Below are 24,931 nucleotides of genomic sequence, written 5' to 3'. Positions count from 1 at the left end.
ACGTTCACAGAACCCCGACGGTTTCCCGATTCCCGCTCTCACTTAATCTCATTTCCGCTTCAGTTCGCCAGGTGGAGAACCTGCGCCGTCTTCAGTCCGGCCAGCAGGGAGCCGGACACGGCCAGCTTGGAGCGGCGGACGCCGCTGCCGATCACGACCTCCGGATGGGCCGCCACCGCCTCGTCGACGAGCACCGGCCAGTCCTCGGGCAGCCCGAGCGGGGTGATCCCGCCGTACTCCATGCCGGTCAGCGCGACCGCGTCGTCCATCGGCGCGAACGAGATCTTCCGCGCGTCCAGATGGCGCCGGATCACCCCGTTGACGTCGGCCCTCGTGGTGGCGAGCACCATGCACGCCGCGTAGCGGGTCTCCCCCGCGCGCCGGGCCGCCACGATCACGCAGTTGGCCGACTCGCCCATGCCCACGCCGTAGCGCTCGCAGAAGGCCGCCGTGTCGGCCAGCTCCGGGTCGATCTCGGCGACAGTGATTCCGCCGAGCCCGCCGAGTTCCCCGAGCCCGCCGATCGCCCGCGCCACCGGCTCGGCCAGCAGGTCGGGCCGCTCCGCGGCGCTCGTCCAGTCCAACGTCCCGATCGCCATCGCCGTCTCGCCTCCCTAGGAATTCCTTTGGAGATTCTCTCGCACCGAAGACTTTACGGCGGCGGGGTGACACTCAGGAGGTCGTCTGGAGCACCCGGCGGTGCAGATCGGTGACCGCCCTCCTCGCGGATTCCATGGCACCGGCCTGCCAGGCGGTCAGGTGCGTGAGCCAGTCGCCGGCGAAGTAGACCCGGCCCGCCGGGCGCTGCAGCAGGGCGAAGCCCCCCTCGTAGGAGGGCCAGCTCGCCCAGCCGCCCTCGATGTACGGCTGGCGCCCCCAGGCGATCGAGACGCTGGAGCGCAGCTCGGCACGGTACTTCTCCCCGTGGATCTTCTTGCCCTGGGTGAGCGCGCGGTTCCGTCGTTCTCGGTGGGAGAGGCCGGTGTACACGTCGGCGTTCTCCTCGGTGTTGTAGTAACCGACCACCAGGCCGCCGCGCGAGTGGTAGCCGTAGGAGGGGTACCAGATGTGGGTGATGTCCAGGTCCGTCTCGGTGGCGCCGCCGTAGATGCGGTCGTCGATCTCCCACCAGCGCCTCCCGTACTCCAGCCCGATCTTGCCGGCGGAGACGGGTACGGGCGTGCGGAGCGCGGCGGTGACCGGGGTGCCGAGGTTGTGCGGCAGGCGCGCGAACAGATGGGGCGGCAGGGTCGCGACGCAGTAGTCGGCGCGGACGACGCCGGTCCCCGCGCCGTCCCGGTGCGTGACCTCCACGCCGTCGGGCAGGTTCCTGACCCCGGTGACCGGCGTGCCCGTCCTGATCCGGTCGCGGCCGACCGCGTCTGCGAGCGCGTCGGTGATCGTGTCCATGCCGCCCACCGGCTGGAACATGGGCATGACCTGGTCGTAGCCGAAGTCCATGGTGACGTACCTGCCGGTGCCCGCGGCGAGCACGTCGCGCAGCGAGGAGGCCGTGCCCACGGAGACGCCCTCGCCCACCCCGGGGTAGGTCTCGAACCCCCGCCGCCGGGAGTCCCGCCGGTAGGCGAGGTCGGGGCCGAGGTCGCCGAAACGCCGCAGGAACTCCTCCAGCCGCTCGCGGTCGTCCGCGGTGAGACGGCGGTCCAGCGCGCCCGCGTTGCTCGCCTTGGCCAGCAGCTCCCCGACGTAGCCGTACAGGTCCGCGCGGGCCGTGCGCGCCCGGGCCGGGGCGGTCATGCCGCGCGTGTAGACGTACGCCGAGGCGTTGTTGTTGACGAAGATCTCGACGGGGACGCCCAGCTCGCGGCAGTAGTCCATGGTGACCATCCAGGCCGCGATCCGCGCGGCCCCCGCGTTGAAGTAGACGCCCTCCTCGAACCCCGCGGTCTGCGTCTCGCCGCCCAGCTCGTCCAGCCGGTCACCCGCGCGCAGCGTGAGGTTCCTGCCGCCCACCCGGCCGGACGCCTCCAGGACCGTGCAGTCGTACCCGGCCTTGCCCAGCTCGTAGGCGCAGGTCAGCCCGGCGACGCCCGCGCCGAGGACGACCACCTTGGCCGCCCCCCTGCCGGTGAGGGAGAAGTCGGAGCGCTGCGGAGGGGTGAAGTCCCTGTCCTGGGACTCCGGGGCGAGTCCGAGGGCGCCCATCGCCGCGAACATGGCCCCGGCTCCCCCGGCCGCGCCCACGCCGACCAGCAGCGCCCTGCGCGTCAGGCCCGCTCCCGTGGCGGGCGCGGCCTTGGCGGGCGCGGCCTTGGCGGCGGGGGTCACCGCGGCAGGGGTCTCGGCGGGGCTCTCTGCGGCGGGTGGCGCCGCGGCGGCGGGGGCGTCGGGCCGCGCGGGACCCGTCTCGTCACTCATGGGGGTCGTCAGGGGACATCGGGCACCGTCGGGTCGAGGGGAATCGCGGGATCAAGGGGATCGCCGGGATCGAGAGGGATCACCGGGTTGCGGGGAGTCGTCGGAGGGAGGGGGATCGCGCGTCGCAGGCTATCCGGATCGAGGGAAGCCTCGGGCGAAGGGGGGTCGAAAAAGGACATCGGGGGGTGTCAGAAGGGTCAGCCGTACGCGCCGCTGCCGCAGGCGACGTGGCCGCCGATCATGGCGAAGATCCCCAGCAGGGACATGATCTGCGAGAAGTCGTCGGTGGTGAACTCCGTGTGGCGCGGGCCCGCCGCCGTCACCCCGGGGATGATCGCGCATCCGGCGGCGATGGCGGTGGAGTTCCACTCGACCCCGAGGGTGAAGGGCGGCTCGGGGGCGTGGAGGCGGAAGTCGGCCACCCGGTCGAGCGCGCGGGCCGCGGCCTCGCGGATGCGGGCGTGGGCGACGGCGGGCGGCAGAAGCTCGGCGGCGAACCTGTCGACGCCCTTCTTGACCGCGACGGTCTCCACGTCGCCGAGCAGCTCCCTGGCCTCCTCGCAGACGGCCTCGTCCCCGGTCACCAGGATCACCGGCACGCCGAGCGTCCCGGCGAAGGAGGCGACGAGACGGGTCTCCCCGCAGACCTCGCCGTTGAGGTAGATGTTGTGGATCTCCTTGCCCATCCAGGTGTGGTTGAGCACGCCGTGCTGGACACCGGCCCGCGCGTGGTAGCCGACGAAGCAGGCCGCCCGGTGGCTCGCGTCCAGTCCCTGCCCCATCCGCAGCGGCTTGCCGGGGCCCCGCAGCAGGGTCGCCCGCTCGTCGAGCAGGTCGATCCTGAGGTTCTTGGTCGAGCCGTGGGCGTCGTTGACGCGCACGGCGGTGGCCCCGGCGTCGAACACCCCCTCGACGACCGCGTTGGCGTCGCCGGTCATCAGCTCGCAGCCGCGCTCGTAGCCCCGGCCCCCGGCGTGCATCTCCTCGGGGTCGGTCAGCCCGGTGACACCTTCCATGTCGACCGAGAGGTAGACCTTCACGTCATCCCCCATGTCTCGACGCGTCGCGCCTCTTCCTCGCTCATGAAACCGATCTCCCCGTCCACGAAGTCGTGAACCTGCTTGCGCCACGGTTCGGGAATCTCCGCGACCGCGGGCGGGTAGCAGCGGTCCAGCCAGGCGGTGGACGACTCGGTCGCGCGGAGGTACCGGGCCGCCGCGGCGAAGACCGTGTCCTCGATGCCGGGCACCCGGGCGCAGCCGTACTCGATCATCTCCTGACCCCCGTACGGGGGCGGTTCCTGCCACTTGCGGGCGACCGGGCGGCCCGCGGTGATCGTGGTGCGGAGCGGGCGGCGCTCGACGGCGGCCTGGATGAGCTCCTTGTACAGGCACTTGCCGCAGGTCCCGCAGGGGCCGCCCACCCCGCGCAGGCACCAGCGGAGCTGCCCGCGCAGCTCGGAGTTCAGGGCGAGCCGCATCGTGACGGCCTCGCTCACCCCGCCCACCGGGAGCACGATGTGCAGCCCGGCGGCGGCGAACGCCCGCCCCCAGGCGCCGTGCGGGGCCCACATCAGGTTGTCGGGCGTGTAGCGGTGGATGTAGCGGGCGCCCCCCAGCCAGCGCGACCCCAGCTCGTAGCCGAAGGCCAGGCCGCCCAGGTCGAGCTCGTCGGCCATCAGCAGCGCGCCCGCGGCGACCGCGTGGTGCTCGGGGTAGCCGGGACGGGGCTCGGCGAGGGTGAACTCCAGGTCGGAGCGGACGACGGTCAGCTCGCGGCCGGTCTTCTCGGCCAGCGAGGCCAGGACGTCCGAGCGGTAGTGGGTCCACCGGTTGGGCACGCGCGGGTGGGAGACCCGCTGGAAGTGCACGAACGGCGCGTCGGGCAGCATCGCGGCCACCGCGACCGAGTCGGCCCCGCCGCTGTAGGAGATCGCCAGCCTGCCGCCGGACCGCGGCTGTGTCCCGGTGGGACCGGCAGGACCGGCAGGACCCGCATGGACCCCCCAGCCGTCGCCGATCGCCTCGGCGAACTCCGGCGAGATCGGCCGGTCGAAGGTGACGCGGCGCCGGGTCCACGGCGCGATCACGGTCCACGCGGCGAGGGCGAGCAGGTCCGGGTGGATGTCACGGGGCGCCCGCGGCAGCTCGACCCTGAAGGTGTTCGTGGCCAGCTTCAGCGGCGCGCCGTCGGCGCAGTGGCCGGTGACGCCGTCCTCGGGGTCCAGCCGGAACTCCAGGTGCCAGGTGCCGCCGTCGGCCGTCCAGGCCACTCTCACGCGCCGCTCCCCCTGCCCGCCGTGCCCCCGATGCCCGCCGTGTCCGCCGTGCCCCCGGCGTCCGCCGTTCCTCCGGTGGCGCGGTCCACGGCCTGCCAGAGCAGCACCTCGTTCCGGAGCACCCCGTCCAGCGCGACGGCGGTCTCCTGGGCCAGCCGGTGGGCGTCGTCCCAGCGCCCGGCCCGCGCCGGGTCGAGTTTGACCCCGGCCACCTGCGCGCGCAGCTCGACGACCTCCGCGCGCAGCGAGGTGACCTCCCTGGCCAGCGTCTGGACCTCCCAGAGCGCGTCCTTGACGTCCTGCCGGTGGTCGGCCCTGGAGATGTACCGGGAGTCGAACCAGCCGAGAACCGCCCGCCGCAGCGGGGCGGGCACCAGCGCACGCTTCACCAACCGCACCATAACTCGGCACGATACCGGCAATTCCTGATCAGCCAGGACCAATCCCTACAAGCTCCATCCGGCCCGGCGGGCCGGTCAGCGGCCGGTGAACTCGGCCTTCGACCTCTCGGAGAAGGCTCGCATGCCGATCCCCGCGTCGTCGGTGGCGAACAGCCCGGAGAACTGCAGGCGCTCGATCTCCAGGCCGGTGTCGAGGTCGGTCTCCAGGCCACGGTCCACGGCCTTCTTGGCGGCGCGCAGCGCCAGGGCGGGACCTCCCGCGAACCGGGCGGCGTACGCGAGGGCCTCGGTGTACGCGTCGTCGTCGGGGACGACCCGGTCCACCAGGCCGATGCTCAGCGCCTCGGCGGCGGACACGTGGCGCCCGGTGAAGATGAGGTCCTTGGCCCTGGCCGGGCCGACCAGCCGGGGCAGCCTCTGGGTGCCGCCCGCCCCGGGGATGATGCCCAGCAGGATCTCGGGCTGGCCCAGCTTGGCCGACTCCCCGGCGATCCTGACGTCGGCGCACAGCGCCAGCTCGCAGCCGCCGCCGAGCGCGTAGCCGGTCACGGCCGCGACGACCGGCTTGCCGATCCTCGCGACGGCGGTGAAGCAGTCCTGCAGGACCTGCGAGTGGACCGCCATGTCGGCGTACGACATGCCGGCCATCTCCTTGATGTCGGCCCCGGCCGCGAAGACCTTCCCCCCGTAGAGGACCACGGCGTACACGTCGTCGTCGGTGTCCACCTGCCGGGCGCACTCGGCGATCTCCAGCTGGACCTGCCGGTTGAGCGCGTTCATCTTCGGCCGGTCGAGCCTGATCGTCGCGACCCCGTCGGCCGCCTCCACCCGCACGAACTCACCCATGGACGTCCTCCCGCCTTCCGCCGGGACCCGCGGGCCGCGCCGGGGTCCGCCGCGCCGCGATCCCCGTCGATCACGGCGCCGCGAACCACCTTAGGGCGCGTCTCAGTTGACGGGCATGGCCAGGTCCCTGCTCTCCCCGGCGTTCCTGTCCGAGTCCTCCCTCGCCCGCCTCGGCAGCCCGGCGATCGTCCTGCGGTAGATCGCCTCGTACGCGCGGGCCATCACCTCCACGCCGAAGAAGCGCTCCACGCGGGAACGGCAGGCACGCGGGTCGAGCGTGCCCGCCGCCTCGATCGCGGCGGGGAGCTCCGAGGGGTCGCTCCGGATGAATCCGGTGACCCCGTCCACGACCACCTCGGGCACGGCGCCCCGGCAGAGGGCGACCACGGGCGTGCCGCAGGCCATGGCCTCGATCATGACCATGCCGAACGGCTCCTCCCAGACGATCGGGAAGATCAGGCACCTGGCCGCCGCCAGCAGCTCGTGCTTGCGCGGGGTGTCGGCCTCGCCGACGTACTCGGCGTCGGCGCCGAGCCGGGGCCTGACGTACTCGTCGAAGTAGTCGTACTCGATCTTCTCGGTGAGCTTGCCGGCGAGCAGGATGCGCCGTCCCGCGGCGCGGGCGGCGTCGATGGCCAGGTGGGCGCCCTTGTCCTCGTTGAACCGGCCCAGCCACAGCGCCCAGTCCTCCTTGCGCTCCCTGAAGGAGAAGGCCGTGACGTCGACCGCGTTGTGGACCACCCCCGCCCAGTTCAGGTCGGGGGCGATGCGCCGCTGGGCCTCGGAGATGGCCACCATCGACACGGTGGCGCCCAGGACCCGGTAGTACTCGCCGTACTCGCCCCCCACCTCCCCGTGACAGGTGATCACCGTCGGGACGGTCTGCGCGGGCGCGGTCAGCGGGCCGGCCAGGGTGTGGTCGTGGATCACGTCCACCACGAGCTTCGAGGTCATCGCGTACGCCTTGGCGGCGTGCAGGACCTCGGGCAGCGGCTCGCCGATCCGCTCCGAGGGCGCCCGCCCGTAGGTGCTCAGGAAGCGCGCGGAGGTCCCCGCCCGGCCCGCCCCGATCAGCGTGATGTCGTGCCCGCGCCGGGTCAGCCCGGCGACGAGCCCGGCCACCACCGACTCGATGCCCCCGTAGCCCAGGGGCGGCACGTCGTACCAGGGCGGCGCGACCATCAGAATGCGCATGCCCTCCGACCATCCCGGAACATCTCTCGAAGAAACCATGGCCACCTCACAGAAAAGACACGGAACCGAAGAAGACAGGAACCTGGAAGAACGCGGAATCAGAAAAGGCGCGGCCCCGGAAGGACGCGAGAGAAACGATCAGTGGACCTGCCGCAGGGCGGCGTTGAGCGGGCTGCGCGGCTCATTGATCAAGGTGATCCCCTCGGGCAGCCCGGCCACGGCGGCACCGTCCGGGCCGACCTCGATCGTGACCCGGGAGCCCGCGAGCGGAAGTCCCTGGATCCGCAGGCCCTCCAGGCCGACGGGATCCAGCCACACCCGCCCGTACGGGATCCACGGCTCGAAGCGCAGCAGGCTCCTGATCAGCTGGATGGGACTCGCCGCGGCCCACGCCTGCGGGGAGCAGGAGGTGGGGTACGGCACCGGCCAGGTGAACTCGGCCCGGTCGAACCCGCAGAACAGCTCGGGCAGCCGCCAGCCGAAGACCTCGGCCGCGTCCAGCAGGCCGAAGGCGATCCGCTGGGCCTCGCCCGTGAAGCCGTAGCGCATCAGCCCGGCCGCGATCAGGGCGTTGTCGTGCGGCCAGACCGAGCCGTTGTGGTAGCTCATCGGGTTGTAGGCGCCCATGGTGGTGGCGAGGGTCCGCACCCCGTACCCGGTGAACATCTCCGGCGAGAGCAGCCGCTCGGCGACGTGGGGGGCCCGGTCCTCGTCGACGATGCCGGTCCACAGGCAGTGGCCCATGTTGGAGGCGAGGCTGTCGATGGCGCGTCCCGCGCCGTCGAGGCCGATGGCGTAGTGGCCCCGGTCCGGCAGCCAGAAGCGCTCGTTGAAGGCGTCCCTGATGCGTTCCGCGCGGACCGTCCACTGCCCCTCCAGGGCGTTGTCGCCCATCTCGTGGGCGAAGTGGGCGCGGGCGATGTAGGCGGCGTAGACGTAGCCCTGGACCTCGGCCAGGGCGATGGGAGGGGCGGCGATGGTGCCGTCGGCGAAGTTGACGCCGTCGAAGGAGTCCTTCCACCCCTGGTTGATCAGCCCGTGGTCGGTCTTGCGCCGGTAGGACAGGAACGGGTCGGAGGATCTGCGGATCCAGTCGAGGGCCGCGTCGACGTGCGGCATGAGCTCCTCGACGGCGCCCCCGTACATGCCCCACCTGCGCAGCTCGCCCATGACCATCACGAACAGCGGGGTCGAGTCCACCGAGCCGTAGTAGGCGCGGCCCGCGTGCGGCGAGGCGCCGCTCTGCGTGCCGAACCGGAGCTCGTGCAGGATCTTGCCCGGCTCCTCCTCGGTCAGCGGGTCGTCGGCGGTGCCCTGCAACCCGGCCAGGCGCCTCAGGGTGCCCAGTGCCAGGCACTGGTCCATCGAGAGCGCCATCCACGAGGTCAGCAGCGAGTCGCGGCCGAACAGGGTCATGAACCACGGCGCGCCCGCGGCGATCGTCGGCGCCTCGTCCGGCTTGCCGGGCTCGAAGAGCCGCAGCGCGCCGAGATCCGCCTTGGAACGCTCCAGAACCTTGGTCAGGACGCGGTCGGAGGTGACGATGATCGGGCTGAGGCGCTCCCAGTCGGCGCGCCGCCTGGCGGGCTCCGCGTGCTCCAGCGGACGGTGGGTGGAGAACCACGCGGGCGACTCCTCACCGTCCAGGATCGGGTTGACCTGCAGGCTGGCGCTCCACTCACCCCGCGCGGGCACGACGACGCGGAAGATGAGCACCCCGGGCACGGCGAACGGTGACGGCTCGGCCACCACCCTGGTGCCGCGCGAGCGGCAGGCGGAGAAGATCAGCAGTCCCGTCCTGTCGGCCGTCATCTCCACGTCGGTCACGTACCGGATCCGGCCGGCCTTCACCTCGAACAGGTCGGCCACGTCGGAGGCGACGTGGATGTCGATCACGCATCCGGCGGGCTCCCCGGACAGGTTGCGCAGGGTCAGGTCCTCGCGCAGGCCGCCCCCGACGTAGCGGTCCCTGATCACGAGCAGGCTGCCCTCGGCCCGCCCGGGGCGGGGGGCGGCCCTGCCGAGGAACATCGCGTGGTAGGGCTCGGCCGGAAGCACCCTGAGCGCCTCCACGGGCAGCTCGTCCACCCTCAGCTCCCAGCGCGACAGGATCCTGGTGTCGGCGTGGTAAACACCCTGCGCCCCGCCGGGAAGGATGTCGCCGTTACGGGCGCACACGCAGAAGGAGCCGCCCTCGACCAGCGTGACCGTGGTGTCGCCCAGCGCGCCCGGCTGGCCCTCGAAGGTCCATGCGTCCACTGTTCTCTCCAGGGTGTACAAGATGTCGGCTATATAGCCATTCCCGCCACAAACAAGAAAGAACTATGTAAAAGAAGTATATTGTCGCACTTTGCCACATAAGAGGGATTTTGTCCGAGTCGATCCGGCACCCGTCCCCCGAGGCCGCCCACCGGCGGAACCACACACCCCTCCCCGGCCGTGCCCGCACTCCCCATACGACAAAAGCCGCGAAAGACGGATCCTGTGCGACCGGTTGGAGTCACAACCACAAAGAACCTGGCATACCTGAACTTGAACCGATAGTAGTCATTCAATTACTTACAGTGACCGTGAAAGGGAGGATGTCGTGCCAGGGATGAACCGGCGAGGGTTCGCCAGGTTGGCCGGGCTGGGCGCCGTGGGAGCGATGGGCTCGGCCGTGGAACCGGCGGTCGCGGCGGCGGTCTCGCTCACGGACCCGGCCCCCGCACGCACCGGGAGGGAGCCGCGCGACGCGAGGCGCTGGGACACCTGCACCCGGGTGGCCCGGGATCTGTTGCTCGTCGGCGAGGACGGCTCGGACCTCAAGCTCGAATACCTCAAGGTGCTGATCGACAAGGGCCTGCCCAGGACCCGCTCCCCCAAGAAGATCCTCGTCGTCGGCGCCGGGATCGCCGGGCTGGTGGCCGCGACGCTGCTGAAGCGGGCCGGGCACCGGGTCACCGTCATCGAGGCCAACGGCAACCGGATCGGCGGCCGGATCAAGACCTTCCAGACCGGTTTCGCCGACCGGCGGCAGTACGCCGAGGCGGGGGCGATGCGCATCCCCGACTTCCACCCGCTCACCCTGGCCCTGATCGACAAGCTCGGCATCTCCCGGCGCCTGTTCTACAACGTCGACGTGCGGCCGGGCGACGCGGCGAGCGGCCCGACACCGCCCGTCGTCTACACCCCGCGCCGCGGCCCGGTCTGGCGCTCCGGCCCGTCCCGGGGGGAGTTCACCGCGCCGGAGCGGGCGAACCACACCCTGATCCGGGTCAACGGCATCACCCAGCGCCGCGACGAGTACGCCAGGAACCCGCGCGAGATCAACGCCTCGTTCGGGCTGCGGGACGGCAGGACCGCGGGCAGGATCCTGGACGACGCGCTCGACCCGGTCAGGGACTACTTCTCCGTCGTCCGCGGCGGGACGCGGGTCGACAAGCCACTGCCGGAGCTGATCGAGGGCTGGGCCCGCGTCCTGTACGACTTCGACGACCACTCGATGAACCGCTTCCTGCGTGAGCACGCCCGGCTGAGCGACGCGGCGATCGACGCCATCGGCACCCTGGAGAACCTGACCTCCCGGCTGCCGCTGTCGTTCATGCACACCTTCCTGACCCGGAGCCTGGTCAATCCCTCCGCGACCTACTGGGAGATGGAGGGAGGCAGCCGGGAGCTGCCGTACCGGCTGGCGCCGGGGCTGCGCGGCGACATCCGGATGGACCGGCGGGCCGTGCGGATCCGGCACACCGCGCGGGGCGTCCGCGTCGAGACGGTCACCGAGACGGGCAGCACCGAGTCCGCCTCCAGGCCGCAGGGCAGGGGCGAGACGTTCGAGGGAGACCTCGCGATCATCACGATCCCGTTCTCCGCGCTGCGCCACGTGGAGATCACCCCGGCCCTGCCGTACCCGAAGCGGCGCGCGGTGATCGAGCTGCACTACGACTCCGCGACCAAGGTGCTGCTGGAGTTCCGCAGGCGCTGGTGGGAGTTCGACGAGCGGGACTGGCGGCGTGAGCTCGGCTCCCGCTACCGCCCGGGGCCCGCGGCCCACGTGACGGGCGGCGGATCGGTCACCGACAACGCCAACCGGTTCGTCTACTTCCCGTCCCATCCGGTGCGCGGCAGTGAGGGCGGCGTCGTGCTGGCCAGCTACGCGTGGGCCGACGACGCCTCCCGCTGGGACTCCATGGACGACGCCGAGCGCTACGGTCACGCGCTGCGGGGGCTGCAGGAGGTGCACGGGGAGCGCATCTCCGAGTTCTACACCGGCCACGGCATGACCCAGAGCTGGCTGCGCAACCGCTACGCCTTCGGCGAGGCCGCCGTCTTCACACCGGGCCAGATGACCGAGATCCACCCCGCCATCGCCGCCCCCGTGGGGCGGCTGCACTTCGCGGGTGAGCACACCTCGCTGAAGCACTCCTGGATCGAGGGCGCCCTGGAGTCGGCGGTCCGCACCGCCCTGGAGGCCAACGCCTGACCCCTCACCCCTCACCCCTCACCACGGGGTTTCTCCGCGTGGCCCGCGGCACCGACCTCCGCGGGCCACGCGCCACCGGGGCGCCGTACGATCAGGCGCGCTCCGGGGTCACGGCGCCGGGAACCTCTCTCGGGCGCCAGGGATCGAGTGCTCAACCCTACCCACCTCACCACGCAACGTGTCGGCACGCGGACACTTCAGAAAAGCACCGGTGTCGCGACGCCGTCCGTGGACGTCGTACGCGAAGACCGTGTGCGAGACCCCGCACGGCCGCTCACCCCCTCACCCCGCGGGAACGCGAAGACCCCCGCGCCCCTCGCCGGAAACCGGGAGGAGCACGGGGGTCCCGCCGTCCGGCGCGCGCCGGACGGTCACGTGGTCAGCGCAGGGTGCCGTTGGTCATGCCGACGGGCTCCTCGGGCACCGCGACCAGGCCGAGCTCCGAGGTCGACGCCACCAGCGGGTGGTCGGGAACGACCCGGACGGTGTAGCCGAAGGGCCCGGTGCGGTCGAGGGGGATGGTCCCGGCGAAGACGGCCCTGCCGTCGTCGCCCTCGGACTCGACGGTCAGGTCGGCGTAGGAGGGGGCCGCCAGGTCGTCGTGGTCGCCGACCCGGCCGTAGGCCGCCTGGACCCGGATGTCCCCGGGCTCCAACTCGCCGAGGGCGATGGTGGCCTTCAGTTCCACGGACGTCCCGAGCTCCGGGGTGCTGTCGCCCAGGCCCGAGGCCTCCACGTGCTCGACCCGCACGCCCGGCCAGGCCCTGCCGACCTTGAGCTTCCACGCCGCGAAGCCCCTGGCCTGCTCGTACCCCTCCCCGGAGAGGGCACGGGCGGACCTGGCGGCCGGCGTGTAGAGGTCGACCACGTAGTCGCGGAGCATCCGCCCGGCGAGCACCTTGGGGCCGAGCGAGGCCAGGGTGTGCCTGACCATCTCCAGCCAGCGCCGGGGCAGCCCGTCGGCCCGGTCGTAGAACCGGTCGGCCACCTCGTGCTCGATCAGGTCGTACAGGGCGGCGGCCTCGAGCTCGTCGCGGCGGTCGGGGTCGGCGACGCCGTCGGCGGTGGGGATGGCCCAGCCGTTGGTGCCGTCGTACCACTCGTCCCACCAGCCGTCCCGGATGGACAGGTTGAGCCCGCCGTTGAGCGCGGCCTTCATCCCGGACGTGCCGCACGCCTCCAGCGGGCGCAGCGGGTTGTTCATCCACACGTCGCAGCCCTGGACGAGCAGCTGGCCCAGGGCCATGTCGTAGTCGGGCAGGAAGACGATGCGGTGCCGCACGTCCTCGGAGTCGGCGAACTTCACGATCTGCTGGATGAGCTTCTTGCCGCCCTCGTCGGCCGGGTGGGCCTTGCCCGCGATCACGATCTGCACCGGCCTGGCGGGGTCGAGCAGCAGCGCGCGGAGCCGGTCGGGGTCGGACAGCATCAGGGTGAGCCGCTTGTAGGAGGGCACCCGGCGGGCGAAGCCGATGGTGAGCACCTCGGGGTCGAGGGCGTCGTCGATCCAGCCGAGCTCGGCCTGCGAGGCGCCCCGGTTGATCCACGACTGGCGGAGCCGCACGCGGGCCGCGACGACCAGCTTCTCGCGCAGCCGGCCCCTGATGCCCCAGACGTCTCCGTCGGAGATCTTGCCGATGCTCTCCCAGCCCTGGGCGCGGTCGACCAGGGTGGGCAGCTCCCTGCCGGCCAGCTCCATGATCTCCCGGCCGACCCAGGTGGGGGCGTGCACGCCGTTGGTGATGAACCCGATCGGGACCTCTTCGGTGTCGAAGCCCGGCCACAGGCTCTGGAACATCTCCCGGCTCACGGCGCCGTGCAGCTCCGAGACGCCGTTGACCCGCTGGGCCAGCCGCATGCCCATCGCGGCCATGTTGAACTTGCCCGGCTCCTCCTCGGCGCCCAGCGCGAGGATGCGGTCGACGGGGACCGTGGGCCACGCGTTCTCGCCGCCGAACTGGCGGCCGATCATCTCCGCGGGGAAGCGGTCGATCCCGGCGGGCACGGGGGTGTGCGTGGTGAAGACGGTCCCGGCCCTGACCGCCTCCAGGGCCTCGTCGAAGGAGAGCCTGGCCTCGGTGAGCTCGCGGATGCGCTCCAGGCCGAGGAAGCCGGCGTGACCCTCGTTGGTGTGGAACACCTCGGGCTCGGCGTGCCCGGTGACCCGGCAGTAGGCGCGGATGGCGCGGACGCCGCCGACACCGAGCAGCAGCTCCTGGAGCAGCCGGTGGTCGCCGCCGCCGCCGTACAGGCGGTCGGTGACGTCGCGGGCGGCGGTGTCGTTCTCGGCCACGTCGGAGTCGAGCAGCAGCAGCGGCACCCTGCCGACCTGGAGCACCCAGACCTGGGCGTGCAGCGTGCGGTGCTCGGGGAGGCTGATCTTGATGCGTACCGGGGTGCCGTCCTCCTCCCGCAGGAGGGTGAGCGGCAGGCCGCCGGGGTCGAGGGAGGGATAGTGCTCCAGCTGCCAGCCCTCGGGCGAGAGGGACTGGGTGAAGTAGCCGTGCCGGTACAGCAGGCCGACGGCCAGGATGGGCACGCCGAGGTCGCTCGCGGCCTTGAGGTGGTCACCGGCGAGGATGCCGAGCCCGCCCGAGTACTGCGGCAGGGCGGCGGCGATGCCGTACTCGGGAGAGAAGTAGGCGATGGCCTTGGGGGCGTCGGACATGGTCTGGTACCACCGGGGGGCGGTCATGTACTCGCGGAGATCGTCGGCGGCGTCGGCCAGTCGCCTCAGGAAGCGGCGGTCGGCGGCCAGCTCGCGGAGCCGGTCGGCCTGCACGGCGCCCAGCAGGGCGACGGGGTCGTACCCGACACGCCCCCAGATGGCCGGATCGACCTCGCCGAACAGATCCAATGTCTCCGGGTGCCATGACCAGCGCAAATTGAGGACGAGCTCGCCGAGGGAGGCCAGCTCCGGCGGCAGGACGGTGCGGACGGTAAACCTGCGGATTGCTCTCACGGTGCCAGACCCTAGTTACTCAGCGCCACGAGGGCGACCCCAACACTCACGCGTCTCCCTCTCACCGCTATCAATCCACCCCAAACACATCAAAGGCAGGTGATCGACTGTTAGGGCGACTCGCGGAAGAGTAAGAGGTGCCGCACTCTATCCAGAGGGACGCATGAAGCTGGACTATTGGGGCACCGGACATACGAGCCAGAACATGCCGCCCTCGGGAACCGGCCGTCCCATCAGGGCATGCTCCCGCTTGCCCCGAGACCGGCCGCCCGGGGATGCTTGAAAAAACGAAGATCTTTCCTTGCTGACTTCTCCGGCGGTACCGGGCGTGCCGCCGCTACCTTGAGACGCGATGATCGGACGAATCCCAATCCAGGACATCCACCCCACGGTCGACTGCGGGCGCCGCCCCGCCAAGGCCGCCGCGGGTGAGACCTTCGAGATCTCCGCGACCGTGTTCCGTGAGGGACACGACGCGGTCGCGGCGGGGGCCGTGTTCACCGGTCCCGGCGGCGTGCGCGGTCCCCTGCTGCCCATGCGCGAGCTCGCCCCCGGCACCGACCGGTGGGGCGTGGAGGTGACGCTGCCCACCGAGGGTGAGTGGCGTTTCCGGGTGGAGGCGTGGAGTGATCCCATGGCCACCTGGTTGCACGACGCGGGCATCAAGATCCCACGTGACCTGGACGCCGACCTGATGTGCGAGGAGGGTGCCCGTCTCTTCGACCGCGCGGCGAGGGCGGTGCGGGCCGCCGAGTGCGGGCCGGCGGCCGTCCCCGCCACCGGCCCGGTCGCGACCGGCAGGCCGGTGAGCGGCAGGACCCCGGCGGCGCGGACGGCCAGGGGCGCCAAGGTGACGCAGCAGCACGTCTGCGGGCACCGGGCCGCGCTCCAGGCCGTCGCGGCGAGGCTGCGCGACACCGAGATCGACCCGCGCGCCCGGTTCGCCGTGGCCCAGATGCCGGAGACGGCGGCGATGCTGCGCGCCCACCCGCTGCGCGACCTGGTGACGAGATCGGCCCCGCGCACGGTCCTGGTGCACCGCCGCAGGGCGCTGTTCGGGTCGTGGTACGAGTTCTTCCCGCGCTCCGAGGGCGCGATCATCGAGCAGGGCGTCGCCCCCAAGTCCGGGACCTTCCAGACCGCCGCCAAGCGGCTGCCCGCCGTGGCGAAGATGGGTTTCGACGTCGTCTACCTGCCGCCGATCCACCCGATCGGGCACAGCTTCCGCAAGGGGCGCAACAACACCCTGACGCCCGAGCCGTACGACCCCGGCTCACCCTGGGCGATCGGCTCCGAGGAGGGCGGCCACGATGCCATCCACCCCGACCTGGGCACGTTCGAGGACTTCGACGCCTTCGTGGCCAAGACCCGCGAGCTGGGCATGGAGGTCGCCATCGACCTCGCCCTGCAGTGCGCGCCCGACCACCCGTGGGTCAGGGAGCACCCGGAGTGGTTCAACATCCGCGCCGACGGCTCGATCGCGTACGCGGAGAACCCGCCGAAGAAGTACCAGGACATCTACCCGCTGAACTTCGACAGGGATCCCAAGGGGATCTACGAGGAGATCAGGCGGGTCGTGCGGCTCTGGATGGACCACGGCGTGCGGATCTTCCGGGTGGACAACCCGCACACCAAGCCGGTGGCCTTCTGGGAGAAGCTGCTGGCCGACGTCCACACCACCGACCCTGACGTATTGTTCCTGGCGGAGGCCTTCACCCGCCCCGCGATGATGCGGACGCTGGCCAAGGTGGGTTTCCACCAGTCGTACACGTACTACACGTGGAAGAACTCGCGCTCGGACGTCGAGGACTACCTGAGCGAGCTCTCCCACGAGACGTCGCACTACATGCGACCCAACGTGTTCGTCAATACTCCGGACATTCTCCATGAATACCTTCAACACGGGGGAGTCCCGGCATTTTATATCAGAGCAGTACTCGCAGCCACGGCGATGCCGACGTGGGGCGTGTACGCCGGATATGAACTTGCGGAGAATGTGCCGGTTAGACCGGGTAGCGAAGAATACCTTGATAGCGAGAAATATCAGTACAAACCCCGCGATTGGGTAGAGGCCGAGCGAGAAGGCCGTAGCCTCGCCCCGTTCATTACACAACTCAATTTGTTCCGAAGAGCACACCCGGCGCTCCAGGAACTGCGTAATCTACGGTTTCACAGCGTCAACAACCCGGATGTGATCTGCTTCTCCAAGCGGTTGCCCGGCGCCTACGACACGGCCACACGACGGCACGGCCTGGGCGACGTTGTCCTCGTCGTCGTGAACCTGGATCCGCACAACACCCACGAGGCGACGGTGTCGCTGGACATGCCCGCCCTCGGGCTCGACTGGCAAGCCGAGTTCGTCGTGGACGACGAACTGTCGGGCGAGTCGTATCGCTGGCGGCAGGACAACTACGTGCGCCTCGATCCCCACATCCACCCAGCGCACGTCTTCACTCTGCGTGCCGCGGCGGCGAACCAGCGGTGAGCCGGCCGGGTACGCCTATACCGGCAGAACAGCGGGGAGTCACTGGTGAGTCAGCTACCTGAGCCAATTCCTAACACCTTCGACGAGGAAAAGCCGCGCGACCCGTACTGGTTCAAGCGAGCTGTCTTCTACGAGGTTCTCATCCGGGGCTTCGCCGATTCCAACGGCGACGGCACCGGAGACATCCGCGGTCTCATCCAGAGACTGGACTATCTCCAGTGGCTCGGTGTCGACTGCCTCTGGCTGCTTCCGCTGTACGAGTCGCCGCTGCGCGACGGCGGGTACGACATCGCCGACTTCATGAAGATCCTTCCTGATTTCGGCGACCTCGGAGACTTCGTGAAGCTGGTCGACGAGGCGCACAAGCGCGGCATGCGGGTCATCGCCGACCTGGTGATGAACCACACCAGCGACCAGCACCCGTGGTTCCAGGCCTCCCGCCACGACCCCGAGGGGCCGTTCGGCGACTTCTACGTCTGGAACGACCACGACGAGCTCTACAAGGACGCCCGGGTCATCTTCATCGACACCGAGACGTCCAACTGGTCCCACGACCCGGTCCGGGGCCAGTACTACTGGCACCGCTTCTTCTCGCACCAGCCGGACCTCAACTACGAGAACCCGGACGTGCAGGACGCGATGCTGGAGGTGCTGCGCTTCTGGCTGGACCTGGGCATCGACGGCTTCCGGATGGACGCCATCCCGTACCTCTTCGAGCAGGACGGCACCAACTGCGAGAACCTGCCCCGCACCCACGAGTACCTGAAGCGGGTCAGGGCGGAGGTCGACCGCCTCTACCCCGACCGGGTGCTGCTGGCCGAGGCCAACCAGTGGCCCGCCGACGTGGTCGAGTACTTCGGCGACCCCGCCACCGGGGGCGACGAGTGCCACATGGCGTTCCACTTCCCGCTGATGCCGCGCATCTTCATGGCGGTCAGGCGGGAGTCGCGCTACCCCATCTCCGAGATCATGGCCCAGACGCCGAAGATCCCGGAGAACTGCCAGTGGGGCATCTTCCTGCGCAACCACGACGAGCTCACGCTCGAGATGGTCACGGACGACGAGCGCGACTACATGTACTCGGAGTACGCCAAGGACCCCCGGATGCGCGCCAACGTCGGCATCCGGCGGCGGCTCGCCCCGCTGCTGGAGAACGATCGCAACCAGATTGAGCTGTTCACGGCGTTGCTGCTCTCCCTTCCGGGATCTCCCGTGCTGTACTACGGCGATGAGATCGGGATGGGGGACAACATCTGGCTGGGCGACCGCGACGGTGTCCGTACCCCCATGCAGTGGAGCCCCGACCGCAACGCTGGATTCTCCGACTGCGACCCGGGCCGCCTGTATCTCCCGGTCATCATGGACCCGATCTACGGCTACCAGGCGCTCAACGTCGAGGCGCAGCAGCGCAGCGCGGGCTCGCTGCTGCACTGGACCAAGCGGATGATCGACATCCGCAAGCGGCACCCGGTCTTCGGCCTGGGCGAGTTCACCGAGCTGAACTCGTCCAACCCGAGCGTCCTCGCTTTCGTGCGCGAGCTCGGCGACGACCGGATGCTGTGCGTCAACAACCTGTCCCGGTTCCCGCAGCCGGTGGAGCTCGATCTTCGCCGCTTCGAGGGATCGGTTCCCGTGGAGACGATGGGCGGGGTTCCTTTCCCAGCGATTGGCGAGCTTCCGTATCTTTTGACTCTTCCTGGGCATGGGTTCTACTGGTTCACCCTGCCACCCGCATCCCAGGAGGCGTAAAGCCGTGTTGACGGAGCTCCTTACCGGTTGGATCACCCAGCAACGATGGTTCGCCGGTAAGGGGCGCCCGATCGACGACCTCGTCGTCGACTCGGACGTGGAGCTGTCACCACGCCTGCGCCACCTGATCATCTCCGTTCACCAGTCGGGGGCCCGCGACCGCTACCAGCTGCTGCTCGGCAGCGAGGCGCCGGAGTGGGCCCGCTTCAAACCGGCCCACATCGGCGGCGGCTACTACGACGCCGCCTACGACGCCGACCTCACCGGCACCCTGCTCGAGGGCATGGCCTCCGGCCGCGACCTGGGCGCGCTCCGCTTCCGCCACCTCGACGGGGTGGAGATCGACACCTCCAAACGCAGCCTGGTCCTCGGCGCAGAGCAGTCCAACACCTCGCTGGTGTACGGCGACACCTACATCTGCAAGCTGTTCCGCCGGCTGACCGCCGGGGTGAACCCCGAGCTGGAGATCGTCACCGCGCTGGCCCGCCGCGACGGCACGCACATCGCCCGGCCGTACGGCTGGATCGAGACCGACCTCGACGGCGAGACCACCACGCTGGCGATGACCCAGGAGTTCCTGTCGAACGCCAACGACGGCTGGGCCCTCGCCCTGGCCAGCGTCCGCGACCTGTACGGCTCCCTCGAACCGTCGGCCTCCGACGCGGGCGGCGACTTCAGCTCCGAGGCCTACCGCCTCGGCGTCACCACCGCCACGGTCCACCGGGAGATGGCCGCCGCCTTCCCGACCGACGTGATCGAGTCGCAGGAGGTCAAGCGGATGGTCGAGGAGTTCCGCCGCCGCCTGGGCGTCGCGGTGGACGAGGTGCCCGCTCTCGGCGAGCACGCCCACGTCGCCGAGGAGGCGTACCAGCGGGTCTCCGACGTGGCCCGGGAGATGCCCGTCCAGCGCGTCCACGGCGACTACCACCTCGGCCAGGTGATGCGCACCACCAACGACTGGATCATCCTCGACTTCGAGGGCGAGCCTGGCCAGCCCATCGCCGAGCGCCGCGCCCTGTCCTCCCCGCTGCGGGACGTGGCCGGGATGCTCCGCTCCTTCGACTACGCCGCCCGCCACCTGCTGGCCGACCACTCCAACGCCGACGAGCTCCGCCCCCGCGCGGTGGAGTGGGCCGAGCTCAACCGCTCCTCCTTCCTGGCGGGCTACTCCGCCGGAGGCGGCCACCTCCGCGCCGAGGACGCCGTCCTGCTGCGCGCCCTGGAACTCGACAAGGCCGCGTACGAGGTGGTGTACGAGTCCCGTAACCGGCCGACCTGGCTGCACATCCCGATGTCGGCCTTCCAGCTGGGCCGCTGACGGTCCGCGCGATCGTGCGGCGCCTCCGGCGGCCGATCCGCGGTCATCGCGGTTCGCTCGTGCCCTCCGTCCGTGCGGAAGTCGTCTGCACGGGGGTCGTCGCCTCGGGAGGCAGCGGATTCTCCGGCACGGGCGGGGTGCGGTAGTCGCGCAGGGGCCGGTTGACCAGGCCGATGGCGACGACGGCCAGCGCGGCTCCCAGGCCGCCCACGACGAGCGCCACGGGCGCGGACGTCAGGGAGGCGAGAAGTCCCCCGCGGAAGTTGCCGGCCTCGGGACCGGCGACGCCGATGACGTGCTCGACCGAGGAGACCCGCCCGCGGTAGAGGTCGGGGGTCTCGAGCTGGACCAGCGCGCCCCGGGTGACCACGGAGACGGTGTCTGCCGCACCGGCGAGGACCAGGCAGCCGAGGGCGAGCCAGAGGGGTCCGGCCAGGCCGAACCCGGCGAGGGCCAGACCCCAGACCGTGGCCGCGAGGAGCTGGACGAGACCGCCGCGACGGAGCCGGGTGACGGTCCCGGAGAGCAGGCCCGCCCCCAGCCCGCCGACCGCGATCGCGGACAGGAAGAGTCCCAGGGTCTGGGGCGCGCCCTCGAAGCGGATCTCGTTGATCAGGGGGAAGAGCGCGATCGGCATGGCCAGGAGGGTGGCGGCGAGGTCGGTGGCGAGGGAGCCCCACAGGGCGGGGCGCCGGAAGATGATCCGCCGGCCCTCTCGGGCCGGGCCGTGCTCCCGGCGCCCGCCGTACCCGGACGGCTGGTCGTCGCCGGTGCGCAGCACGGCCATCGGAGGCAGCCGGACCACCGCGACCAGCGACGCGACGGCGGCGAGTGCCTGGAACGCGTACGCGGCGGGATAGTGCCACCGCGCGAGCACGAGGCCGGCGAGGGCGGGCCCGAGGAGCATGGAGGCCTGGAAGGCGACGTTCTGCAGGGCGAGCCCGGCGGCGACCTGGTCGGCGGGGAGCAACCGGACGGGGAAGGTGCGCTTCGCCGGGGCGCCGAGCGCCGCGCAGCCGGACTGGGCGGCGACCAGGGCGAGCAGCAGCAGGACCGACCGGTTGCCCGCGGCGGCCTGCGCCACGAGGCCCACGGCCAGCAGGATCTGGCCCGCGGTGGTGGCACGGACCAGGGTCCTGCGGTCGACGGCGTCGGCGAGTGATCCGCCGACCAGGCCGAGGACGAGAAGGGGCACGGCTGTCGCGAGGCCGATGGCGCCGGTCCAGAGCGGGCTGCGCGTGAGCTCCCAGACCTGCAGCAGGACGGCGACGCCGGCGATCTGCCGGCCGAGCGAGGAGAGGGAGGAGCCGATCCACAGGTCGCGGAACGGCCGGCTGCCTCGCAGGGGGCGGACGTCGATCAGCCGCTCGCGCCAGGTCACGGGTGCGGCTCCCCCGCCGAGGCGGCCGGGGACTCCGGGGCTGCGGGAGGCTCGTCGAGGTGGGCCAGGATCCGATCCCGCATGGGCCGCCGCTCCAGGGCACGTTCCAGCTCGGCGACGACGGCACTGAGCGCGTGCGGGATCTCGTCGTCGAGTTCGGCGACGGCGGCCTCGGTCGCGCGCCACTCGGCTTCGAGGAAGGGGACGAGCGCGCGGCCGCGGCCGGTCAGGGTGATGCGGCGCGTGCGCGCGTCGGTGCCGGACTCGGAGTCGACCAGTCCCTCGCGGCGCATCGCGGTGAGCGTCTGGCTCATCGCGGAGTGCGAGCGGCCCAGCGATTCCGCCAGCTCGCGGATCGTGAGCGGCCCGGTGTGCGCGAGGCGGATCAGCGGATAGGCGAACCGGGGACGGACCCCCCGGATGCCCCGCTCGGTGTACAACGACTCGATCTGGGCGTCCAGGGCGGCCAGCAGGGCGTGGACCGTGTCCCACCGCCCGGGCGAGGCGGTGGGATCCAGAGATGTCATAGCGCTAATATAACAGCACTCACATAATTTTGCGCCCGTTGAGGCCGGCGGACGGCGACCGCCTCTCCCCGGTCCCGGGACGATCCGCGCGCTGCGCGGCCCGGCCGCCTCGCCGGCGAGTACGGCCGCGTACCCGACCTCTCAGGTCAGTGCAGGTAGCTGGCCGGTGCGACGGGGTGGTTGGCGTGGATCAGGTCGGTGGGGTCGTAGGTGGCCTTGATCCGCTGCAGCCTGATGTGGGTCTCGAGGCGGTCGAACCTCGGCCCGGACCGTTCGGTGAAGTTGCGGAAGGCGGTCTCGGCCTTCCAGGGGGCGAGGGCGTCGCTCATCTCGTCGAGGACGGCGTGCGCGGCGGCCTCCACGCCCGCGTCCGGGACGATCCCGGCGGAGAACACGGCGAACGCGGCGTCCATGCCGGAGACCGCGCCGCCTCCCGGCTGCCCGGGGGCCAGCGCCCCGCCGAGATGGCGCAGCTCGACGGTGAGCAGCGGGACGTCCGCTTGCGGGCCCACGACGCGCAGCAGGGCCTCCAGGGCGGAGGGCGAGAATTCGGCCAGTTGGAAACCGTCGCCGGCGATCGGGGTCGGCTCCTGCGGGTCCATGTGCAGCGCTCCGAGCTCGGTGATCGGGGTCGGGCGGACGGTGTCCAGCTCGGGGCCGAGCGCGCGCAGCGGGGCGAACAGAGGATCGGCCACGGTGGGGTCCAGCAGGCACGCGGCCTGGACGGCGACGAAGGAGCGTCCGCGCAGCGGCTCGGGGATCTGCGGTATCGGCGGAAACCGCAGCAGCCTGCCCATCGAGGTCACCGTCTCCGGCACCGACCGAACCCACTCCCGCCAAGCACCCAGGATCTCGGCGGCGCGCTCGATCGGCCACAGCAGCGTGCCCGCGTGGACCTCGGTGATCGGGAACAGCCGGAACTCCAGGGCGGTGACCACCCCGAAGCTGCCTCCGCCGCCGCGGATGGCCCAGAACAGGGCGGCGTCGCGCGTCGCGTCGATCGTACGCAACTCGCCGTCGGCGGTGACGATGTCCGCCGACAGCACGTGGTTGGCCGCCAGGCCGTGCAGGCGGGCGAACCACGACAGCCCGCCGCCGAGGGTGTACCCGACGACCCCGACATCTGGGGCCGTGCCGGCCAGCCCGGTCAGGCCGTGGGCACTCGCCGCCGCGGTGACGTCCGCCCACAGGGCGCCGGCCTCGACCCTGGCGATCTGGCGCTCGGCGTCGATCGTGACCCCTCGCATCGCCGACGTACGCAGCAGGATCGTCCTGTCGAGCGGCCCGAGGGGGGCGGCGTTGTGCCCGGTCGCCTGCGGTGCGACCCGCAGGCCGAGCCTGGCCGCCGCCTCGACGGTGGCCACGACGTCGCGCACGGAGGCCGCCCGCACGACGGCGGCGGGCCGCTGGTCGACGGCCAGCTGCCAGGCGGCCCGTGCCGCGTCCCAGCCGGGAGAGGAGGGGCGGACCAGGACGCCGTCGAGAACATCCCTGAGCTCATTGAGATCCATCACGGGTGACGAGGAGGACATGGTGAAGATTCTCCGTTTTAGCTATTTTTAAGATGATTTAGGTCACAGACTCCGCGCCCCGGACATGCCGGTCGGGCGCGGGGGGGACGGGCATGCCGGTACGGCACGGCCGAGGCGAGGGCCGATCTGTCCGGTGGGGCCGGGGAGATCGCCGTCGTCCATCAGTCTGTTCAGGGCCACGGCCCCCGCACATCCCTCAATCCGCTGGTCCGGGCGCTCCAGGGTCCCTCATTCGGGGGAGGCTCCCGTGTGACAGCATCGATGTATGACGACGTCCACCGGACGGCCCGGAGAGTGCCGTAAATCCGGCACGGCGGGTCGTGGCAGCGAGCTGTTCGCCGCGGCGTCGCAGCGGTTGCGCCGGGTGATGCCCTTCGACGCGGCGGTGTGGTTCGGCACCGACCCCACCACGATGCTGCCCATCTCGCCGCTGCGGGCCGAGAACATCGAGCCCGATCACTGCGAGGGATACTTCCGCCGGGAGTACGGCACCGAGGACGTCCTGCTGTTCCGCGACGTCGCGCGCAGCCCCGACGGCGGCGGCACCCTGGGCCTGGCCACCGGCGGCTTCCCCGGGCGCAGCCCGCGCTACCGCGAGTTCATGCGGCCCCAGGGCTACGGCGACAACCTGCGCGCGGCGTTCCGGATCGGTGAGCGCACCTGGGGTGTGGTGGACCTGTTCCGCGACACCGGCAGGCGGCCGTTCACCGAGCGTGACGTCAGGCACGTCACCGCGATGGGCCCCGAACTGGCCCTCGGGCTCGCCGGGCTCGCCATCGCGACGACCGAGGACGCACCGCCGGTCACCGCCGAGGCGCCGGGCACCGCGCTGTTCGACGAGTCCGGGCAGATCATCTCGCTGGACGCGCACGCCGAACGGTGGCTGAGCGAGCTCGCCGGACCGCGGTGGGATCACCAGCAGACCCCGCTGCCGATGGTCACCGTGCAGTCGGTCGTGGCCCGCGCCCGATCCGTCGCGGCCGGTCGCGACCCCGGCCCGGCGGCGGCCCGGCTGCGGGGCGGCTCTGGCCGCTGGCTCGCGGTGCACGCCTCGTGCCTGCGCAGCCCCAGCGGTGCGCCCGGTCCGGTGGCGGTCGTCCTGGAACCGGCGAACTCCGCGCAGATCGCCCCGATCATCGTCGAGGCGTACTGCCTGACCCCTCGCGAGCAGCAGATCACCCAGTGCGTCGCGCGCGGGCTGTCGACCGCCGACATCGCCACGGAGCTGCACCTGTCCGCCCACACGGTGCGCCACCACCTCAAGGCGATCTTCACCAAGTTCGGCATCACCAGCCGGGGCGAACTGGTCGCCAAGCTGTTCGCCGAGCACTACGGCCCCCTGATGCACGCCCCGGACGCCGATGTGGAGCACGTCCACACCTGAGACGGGGCTCGCCGGACGTCCCGCCGAGAA

The 24,931-nt window shown here is 71.3% G+C and carries 17 protein-coding genes; 5 read left to right on the top strand and 12 right to left on the bottom strand.

What is annotated here, in order from left to right:
* Positions 1 to 59: 59 nt before the first annotated feature.
* The 8 genes from ACTOQ3_RS17950 to ACTOQ3_RS17915 all read right to left on the bottom strand — a co-directional run bounded on the left by ACTOQ3_RS17950 (position 60) and on the right by ACTOQ3_RS17915 (position 9,357).
* The gene (locus tag ACTOQ3_RS17950; protein WP_440084527.1) at positions 60 to 599 is read right to left on the bottom strand and encodes a YbaK/EbsC family protein; all 540 of its coding nucleotides are present in this window, start codon (positions 597 to 599) and stop codon (positions 60 to 62) included.
* A 73-nt stretch (positions 600 to 672) separates the two neighbouring features.
* On the bottom strand, positions 673 to 2,379 hold the full coding sequence (locus ACTOQ3_RS17945) for a flavin monoamine oxidase family protein (protein WP_440084526.1): 1,707 nt from the start codon (positions 2,377 to 2,379) through the stop codon (positions 673 to 675).
* 197 nt (positions 2,380 to 2,576) lie between these two features.
* Positions 2,577 to 3,431, bottom strand: coding sequence for a M55 family metallopeptidase (locus tag ACTOQ3_RS17940; RefSeq protein WP_440084525.1), 855 nt, complete (start codon positions 3,429 to 3,431; stop codon positions 2,577 to 2,579).
* Entirely contained in the window at positions 3,416 to 4,657 is a 1,242-nt protein-coding gene (locus ACTOQ3_RS17935; protein WP_440084524.1) for a DUF6395 domain-containing protein, read from the bottom strand. The genes ACTOQ3_RS17940 and ACTOQ3_RS17935 overlap by 16 nt, the downstream gene beginning before the upstream one ends.
* On the bottom strand, positions 4,654 to 5,046 hold the full coding sequence (locus ACTOQ3_RS17930; RefSeq protein WP_440084523.1) for a hypothetical protein: 393 nt from the start codon (positions 5,044 to 5,046) through the stop codon (positions 4,654 to 4,656). The genes ACTOQ3_RS17935 and ACTOQ3_RS17930 overlap by 4 nt, the downstream gene beginning before the upstream one ends.
* A gap of 87 nt (positions 5,047 to 5,133) precedes the next feature.
* Positions 5,134 to 5,904 carry an enoyl-CoA hydratase/isomerase family protein gene (locus ACTOQ3_RS17925; protein WP_440084522.1) on the bottom strand — a complete coding sequence of 257 codons (771 nt, stop codon included), beginning with the start codon at positions 5,902 to 5,904 and terminating at the stop codon, positions 5,134 to 5,136.
* A 102-nt stretch (positions 5,905 to 6,006) separates the two neighbouring features.
* Positions 6,007 to 7,098 carry a glycosyltransferase family 4 protein gene (locus ACTOQ3_RS17920; RefSeq protein ID WP_440084521.1) on the bottom strand — a complete coding sequence of 364 codons (1,092 nt, stop codon included), beginning with the start codon at positions 7,096 to 7,098 and terminating at the stop codon, positions 6,007 to 6,009.
* Between the two features lie 138 nt (positions 7,099 to 7,236).
* Complete coding sequence (locus ACTOQ3_RS17915; protein WP_440084520.1) at positions 7,237 to 9,357, bottom strand: amylo-alpha-1,6-glucosidase; 2,121 nt, start codon at positions 9,355 to 9,357, stop codon at positions 7,237 to 7,239.
* A gap of 337 nt (positions 9,358 to 9,694) precedes the next feature.
* Between ACTOQ3_RS17915 and ACTOQ3_RS17910 the strand changes: the two genes are divergently transcribed.
* A complete protein-coding gene (locus ACTOQ3_RS17910) occupies positions 9,695 to 11,563 on the top strand; it encodes an FAD-dependent oxidoreductase (protein WP_440084642.1) in 1,869 nt (622 codons plus the stop codon).
* A 379-nt stretch (positions 11,564 to 11,942) separates the two neighbouring features.
* Here the strand turns inward: ACTOQ3_RS17910 and glgP are convergent, their stop codons facing one another.
* Complete coding sequence (glgP, locus tag ACTOQ3_RS17905; protein ID WP_440084519.1) at positions 11,943 to 14,525, bottom strand: alpha-glucan family phosphorylase; 2,583 nt, start codon at positions 14,523 to 14,525, stop codon at positions 11,943 to 11,945.
* A gap of 352 nt (positions 14,526 to 14,877) precedes the next feature.
* On the opposite strand from glgP, the gene ACTOQ3_RS17900 reads away from it, so the two are divergent.
* Genes ACTOQ3_RS17900 through ACTOQ3_RS17890 form a run of 3 tightly spaced genes read left to right on the top strand, consistent with a single transcriptional unit; the run spans position 14,878 to position 20,077 of the window.
* Positions 14,878 to 17,010, top strand: a complete 2,133-nt coding sequence (locus tag ACTOQ3_RS17900) for an alpha-1,4-glucan--maltose-1-phosphate maltosyltransferase (RefSeq protein ID WP_440084518.1) — start codon at positions 14,878 to 14,880, stop codon at positions 17,008 to 17,010.
* 45 nt (positions 17,011 to 17,055) lie between these two features.
* A complete protein-coding gene (treS, locus tag ACTOQ3_RS17895) occupies positions 17,056 to 18,759 on the top strand; it encodes a maltose alpha-D-glucosyltransferase (RefSeq protein WP_440084517.1) in 1,704 nt (567 codons plus the stop codon).
* 4 nt (positions 18,760 to 18,763) lie between these two features.
* Positions 18,764 to 20,077: a maltokinase N-terminal cap-like domain-containing protein gene (locus ACTOQ3_RS17890; RefSeq protein WP_440084516.1), complete on the top strand. Its 1,314-nt coding sequence runs from the start codon at positions 18,764 to 18,766 to the stop codon at positions 20,075 to 20,077.
* A 43-nt stretch (positions 20,078 to 20,120) separates the two neighbouring features.
* Here ACTOQ3_RS17890 and ACTOQ3_RS17885 read toward each other — a convergent pair whose 3' ends face one another.
* From ACTOQ3_RS17885 to ACTOQ3_RS17875, 3 genes are all read right to left on the bottom strand, one after another.
* A complete protein-coding gene (locus ACTOQ3_RS17885; RefSeq protein WP_440084515.1) occupies positions 20,121 to 21,458 on the bottom strand; it encodes an MFS transporter in 1,338 nt (445 codons plus the stop codon).
* Positions 21,455 to 21,985, bottom strand: coding sequence for a MarR family winged helix-turn-helix transcriptional regulator (locus ACTOQ3_RS17880; RefSeq protein WP_440084514.1), 531 nt, complete (start codon positions 21,983 to 21,985; stop codon positions 21,455 to 21,457). Before ACTOQ3_RS17880 ends, ACTOQ3_RS17885 begins: the two co-directional genes overlap by 4 nt.
* Before the next feature lie 146 nt (positions 21,986 to 22,131).
* Positions 22,132 to 23,496, bottom strand: coding sequence for an FAD-binding oxidoreductase (locus ACTOQ3_RS17875; RefSeq protein WP_440084513.1), 1,365 nt, complete (start codon positions 23,494 to 23,496; stop codon positions 22,132 to 22,134).
* A gap of 286 nt (positions 23,497 to 23,782) precedes the next feature.
* Here ACTOQ3_RS17875 and ACTOQ3_RS17870 point away from each other — a divergent pair, with 286 nt between their 5' ends.
* A complete protein-coding gene (locus ACTOQ3_RS17870) occupies positions 23,783 to 24,901 on the top strand; it encodes a helix-turn-helix transcriptional regulator (RefSeq protein ID WP_440084512.1) in 1,119 nt (372 codons plus the stop codon).
* Positions 24,902 to 24,931: the final 30 nt, after the last annotated feature.

It is taken from the genome of Streptosporangium sp. LJ11, from assembly GCF_051918945.1.
In the GTDB taxonomy this organism is placed as follows: Bacteria; Actinomycetota; Actinomycetes; order Streptosporangiales; family Streptosporangiaceae; genus Streptosporangium.
Note: the sequence above shows the minus strand (reverse complement) of the source record. Positions and strands in the feature narration are given on the sequence as shown.

What these genes read in the sequence shown, in the direction of transcription:
- ACTOQ3_RS17950 (WP_440084527.1), bottom strand. Translation starts at nt 599, where the DNA reads ATGGCGATCGGGACGTTGGACTGGACGAGCGCCGCGGAGCGGCCCGAC.
- ACTOQ3_RS17900 (WP_440084518.1), top strand. Translation starts at nt 14,878, where the DNA reads ATGATCGGACGAATCCCAATCCAGGACATCCACCCCACGGTCGACTGC.
- ACTOQ3_RS17870 (WP_440084512.1), top strand. Translation starts at nt 23,783, where the DNA reads ATGACGACGTCCACCGGACGGCCCGGAGAGTGCCGTAAATCCGGCACG.
- ACTOQ3_RS17910 (WP_440084642.1), top strand. Translation starts at nt 9,695, where the DNA reads ATGAACCGGCGAGGGTTCGCCAGGTTGGCCGGGCTGGGCGCCGTGGGA.
- ACTOQ3_RS17940 (WP_440084525.1), bottom strand. Translation starts at nt 3,431, where the DNA reads ATGGGGGATGACGTGAAGGTCTACCTCTCGGTCGACATGGAAGGTGTC.
- ACTOQ3_RS17875 (WP_440084513.1), bottom strand. Translation starts at nt 23,496, where the DNA reads ATGGATCTCAATGAGCTCAGGGATGTTCTCGACGGCGTCCTGGTCCGC.
- ACTOQ3_RS17880 (WP_440084514.1), bottom strand. Translation starts at nt 21,985, where the DNA reads ATGACATCTCTGGATCCCACCGCCTCGCCCGGGCGGTGGGACACGGTC.
- ACTOQ3_RS17945 (WP_440084526.1), bottom strand. Translation starts at nt 2,379, where the DNA reads ATGAGTGACGAGACGGGTCCCGCGCGGCCCGACGCCCCCGCCGCCGCG.
- ACTOQ3_RS17925 (WP_440084522.1), bottom strand. Translation starts at nt 5,904, where the DNA reads ATGGGTGAGTTCGTGCGGGTGGAGGCGGCCGACGGGGTCGCGACGATC.
- ACTOQ3_RS17920 (WP_440084521.1), bottom strand. Translation starts at nt 7,098, where the DNA reads ATGCGCATTCTGATGGTCGCGCCGCCCTGGTACGACGTGCCGCCCCTG.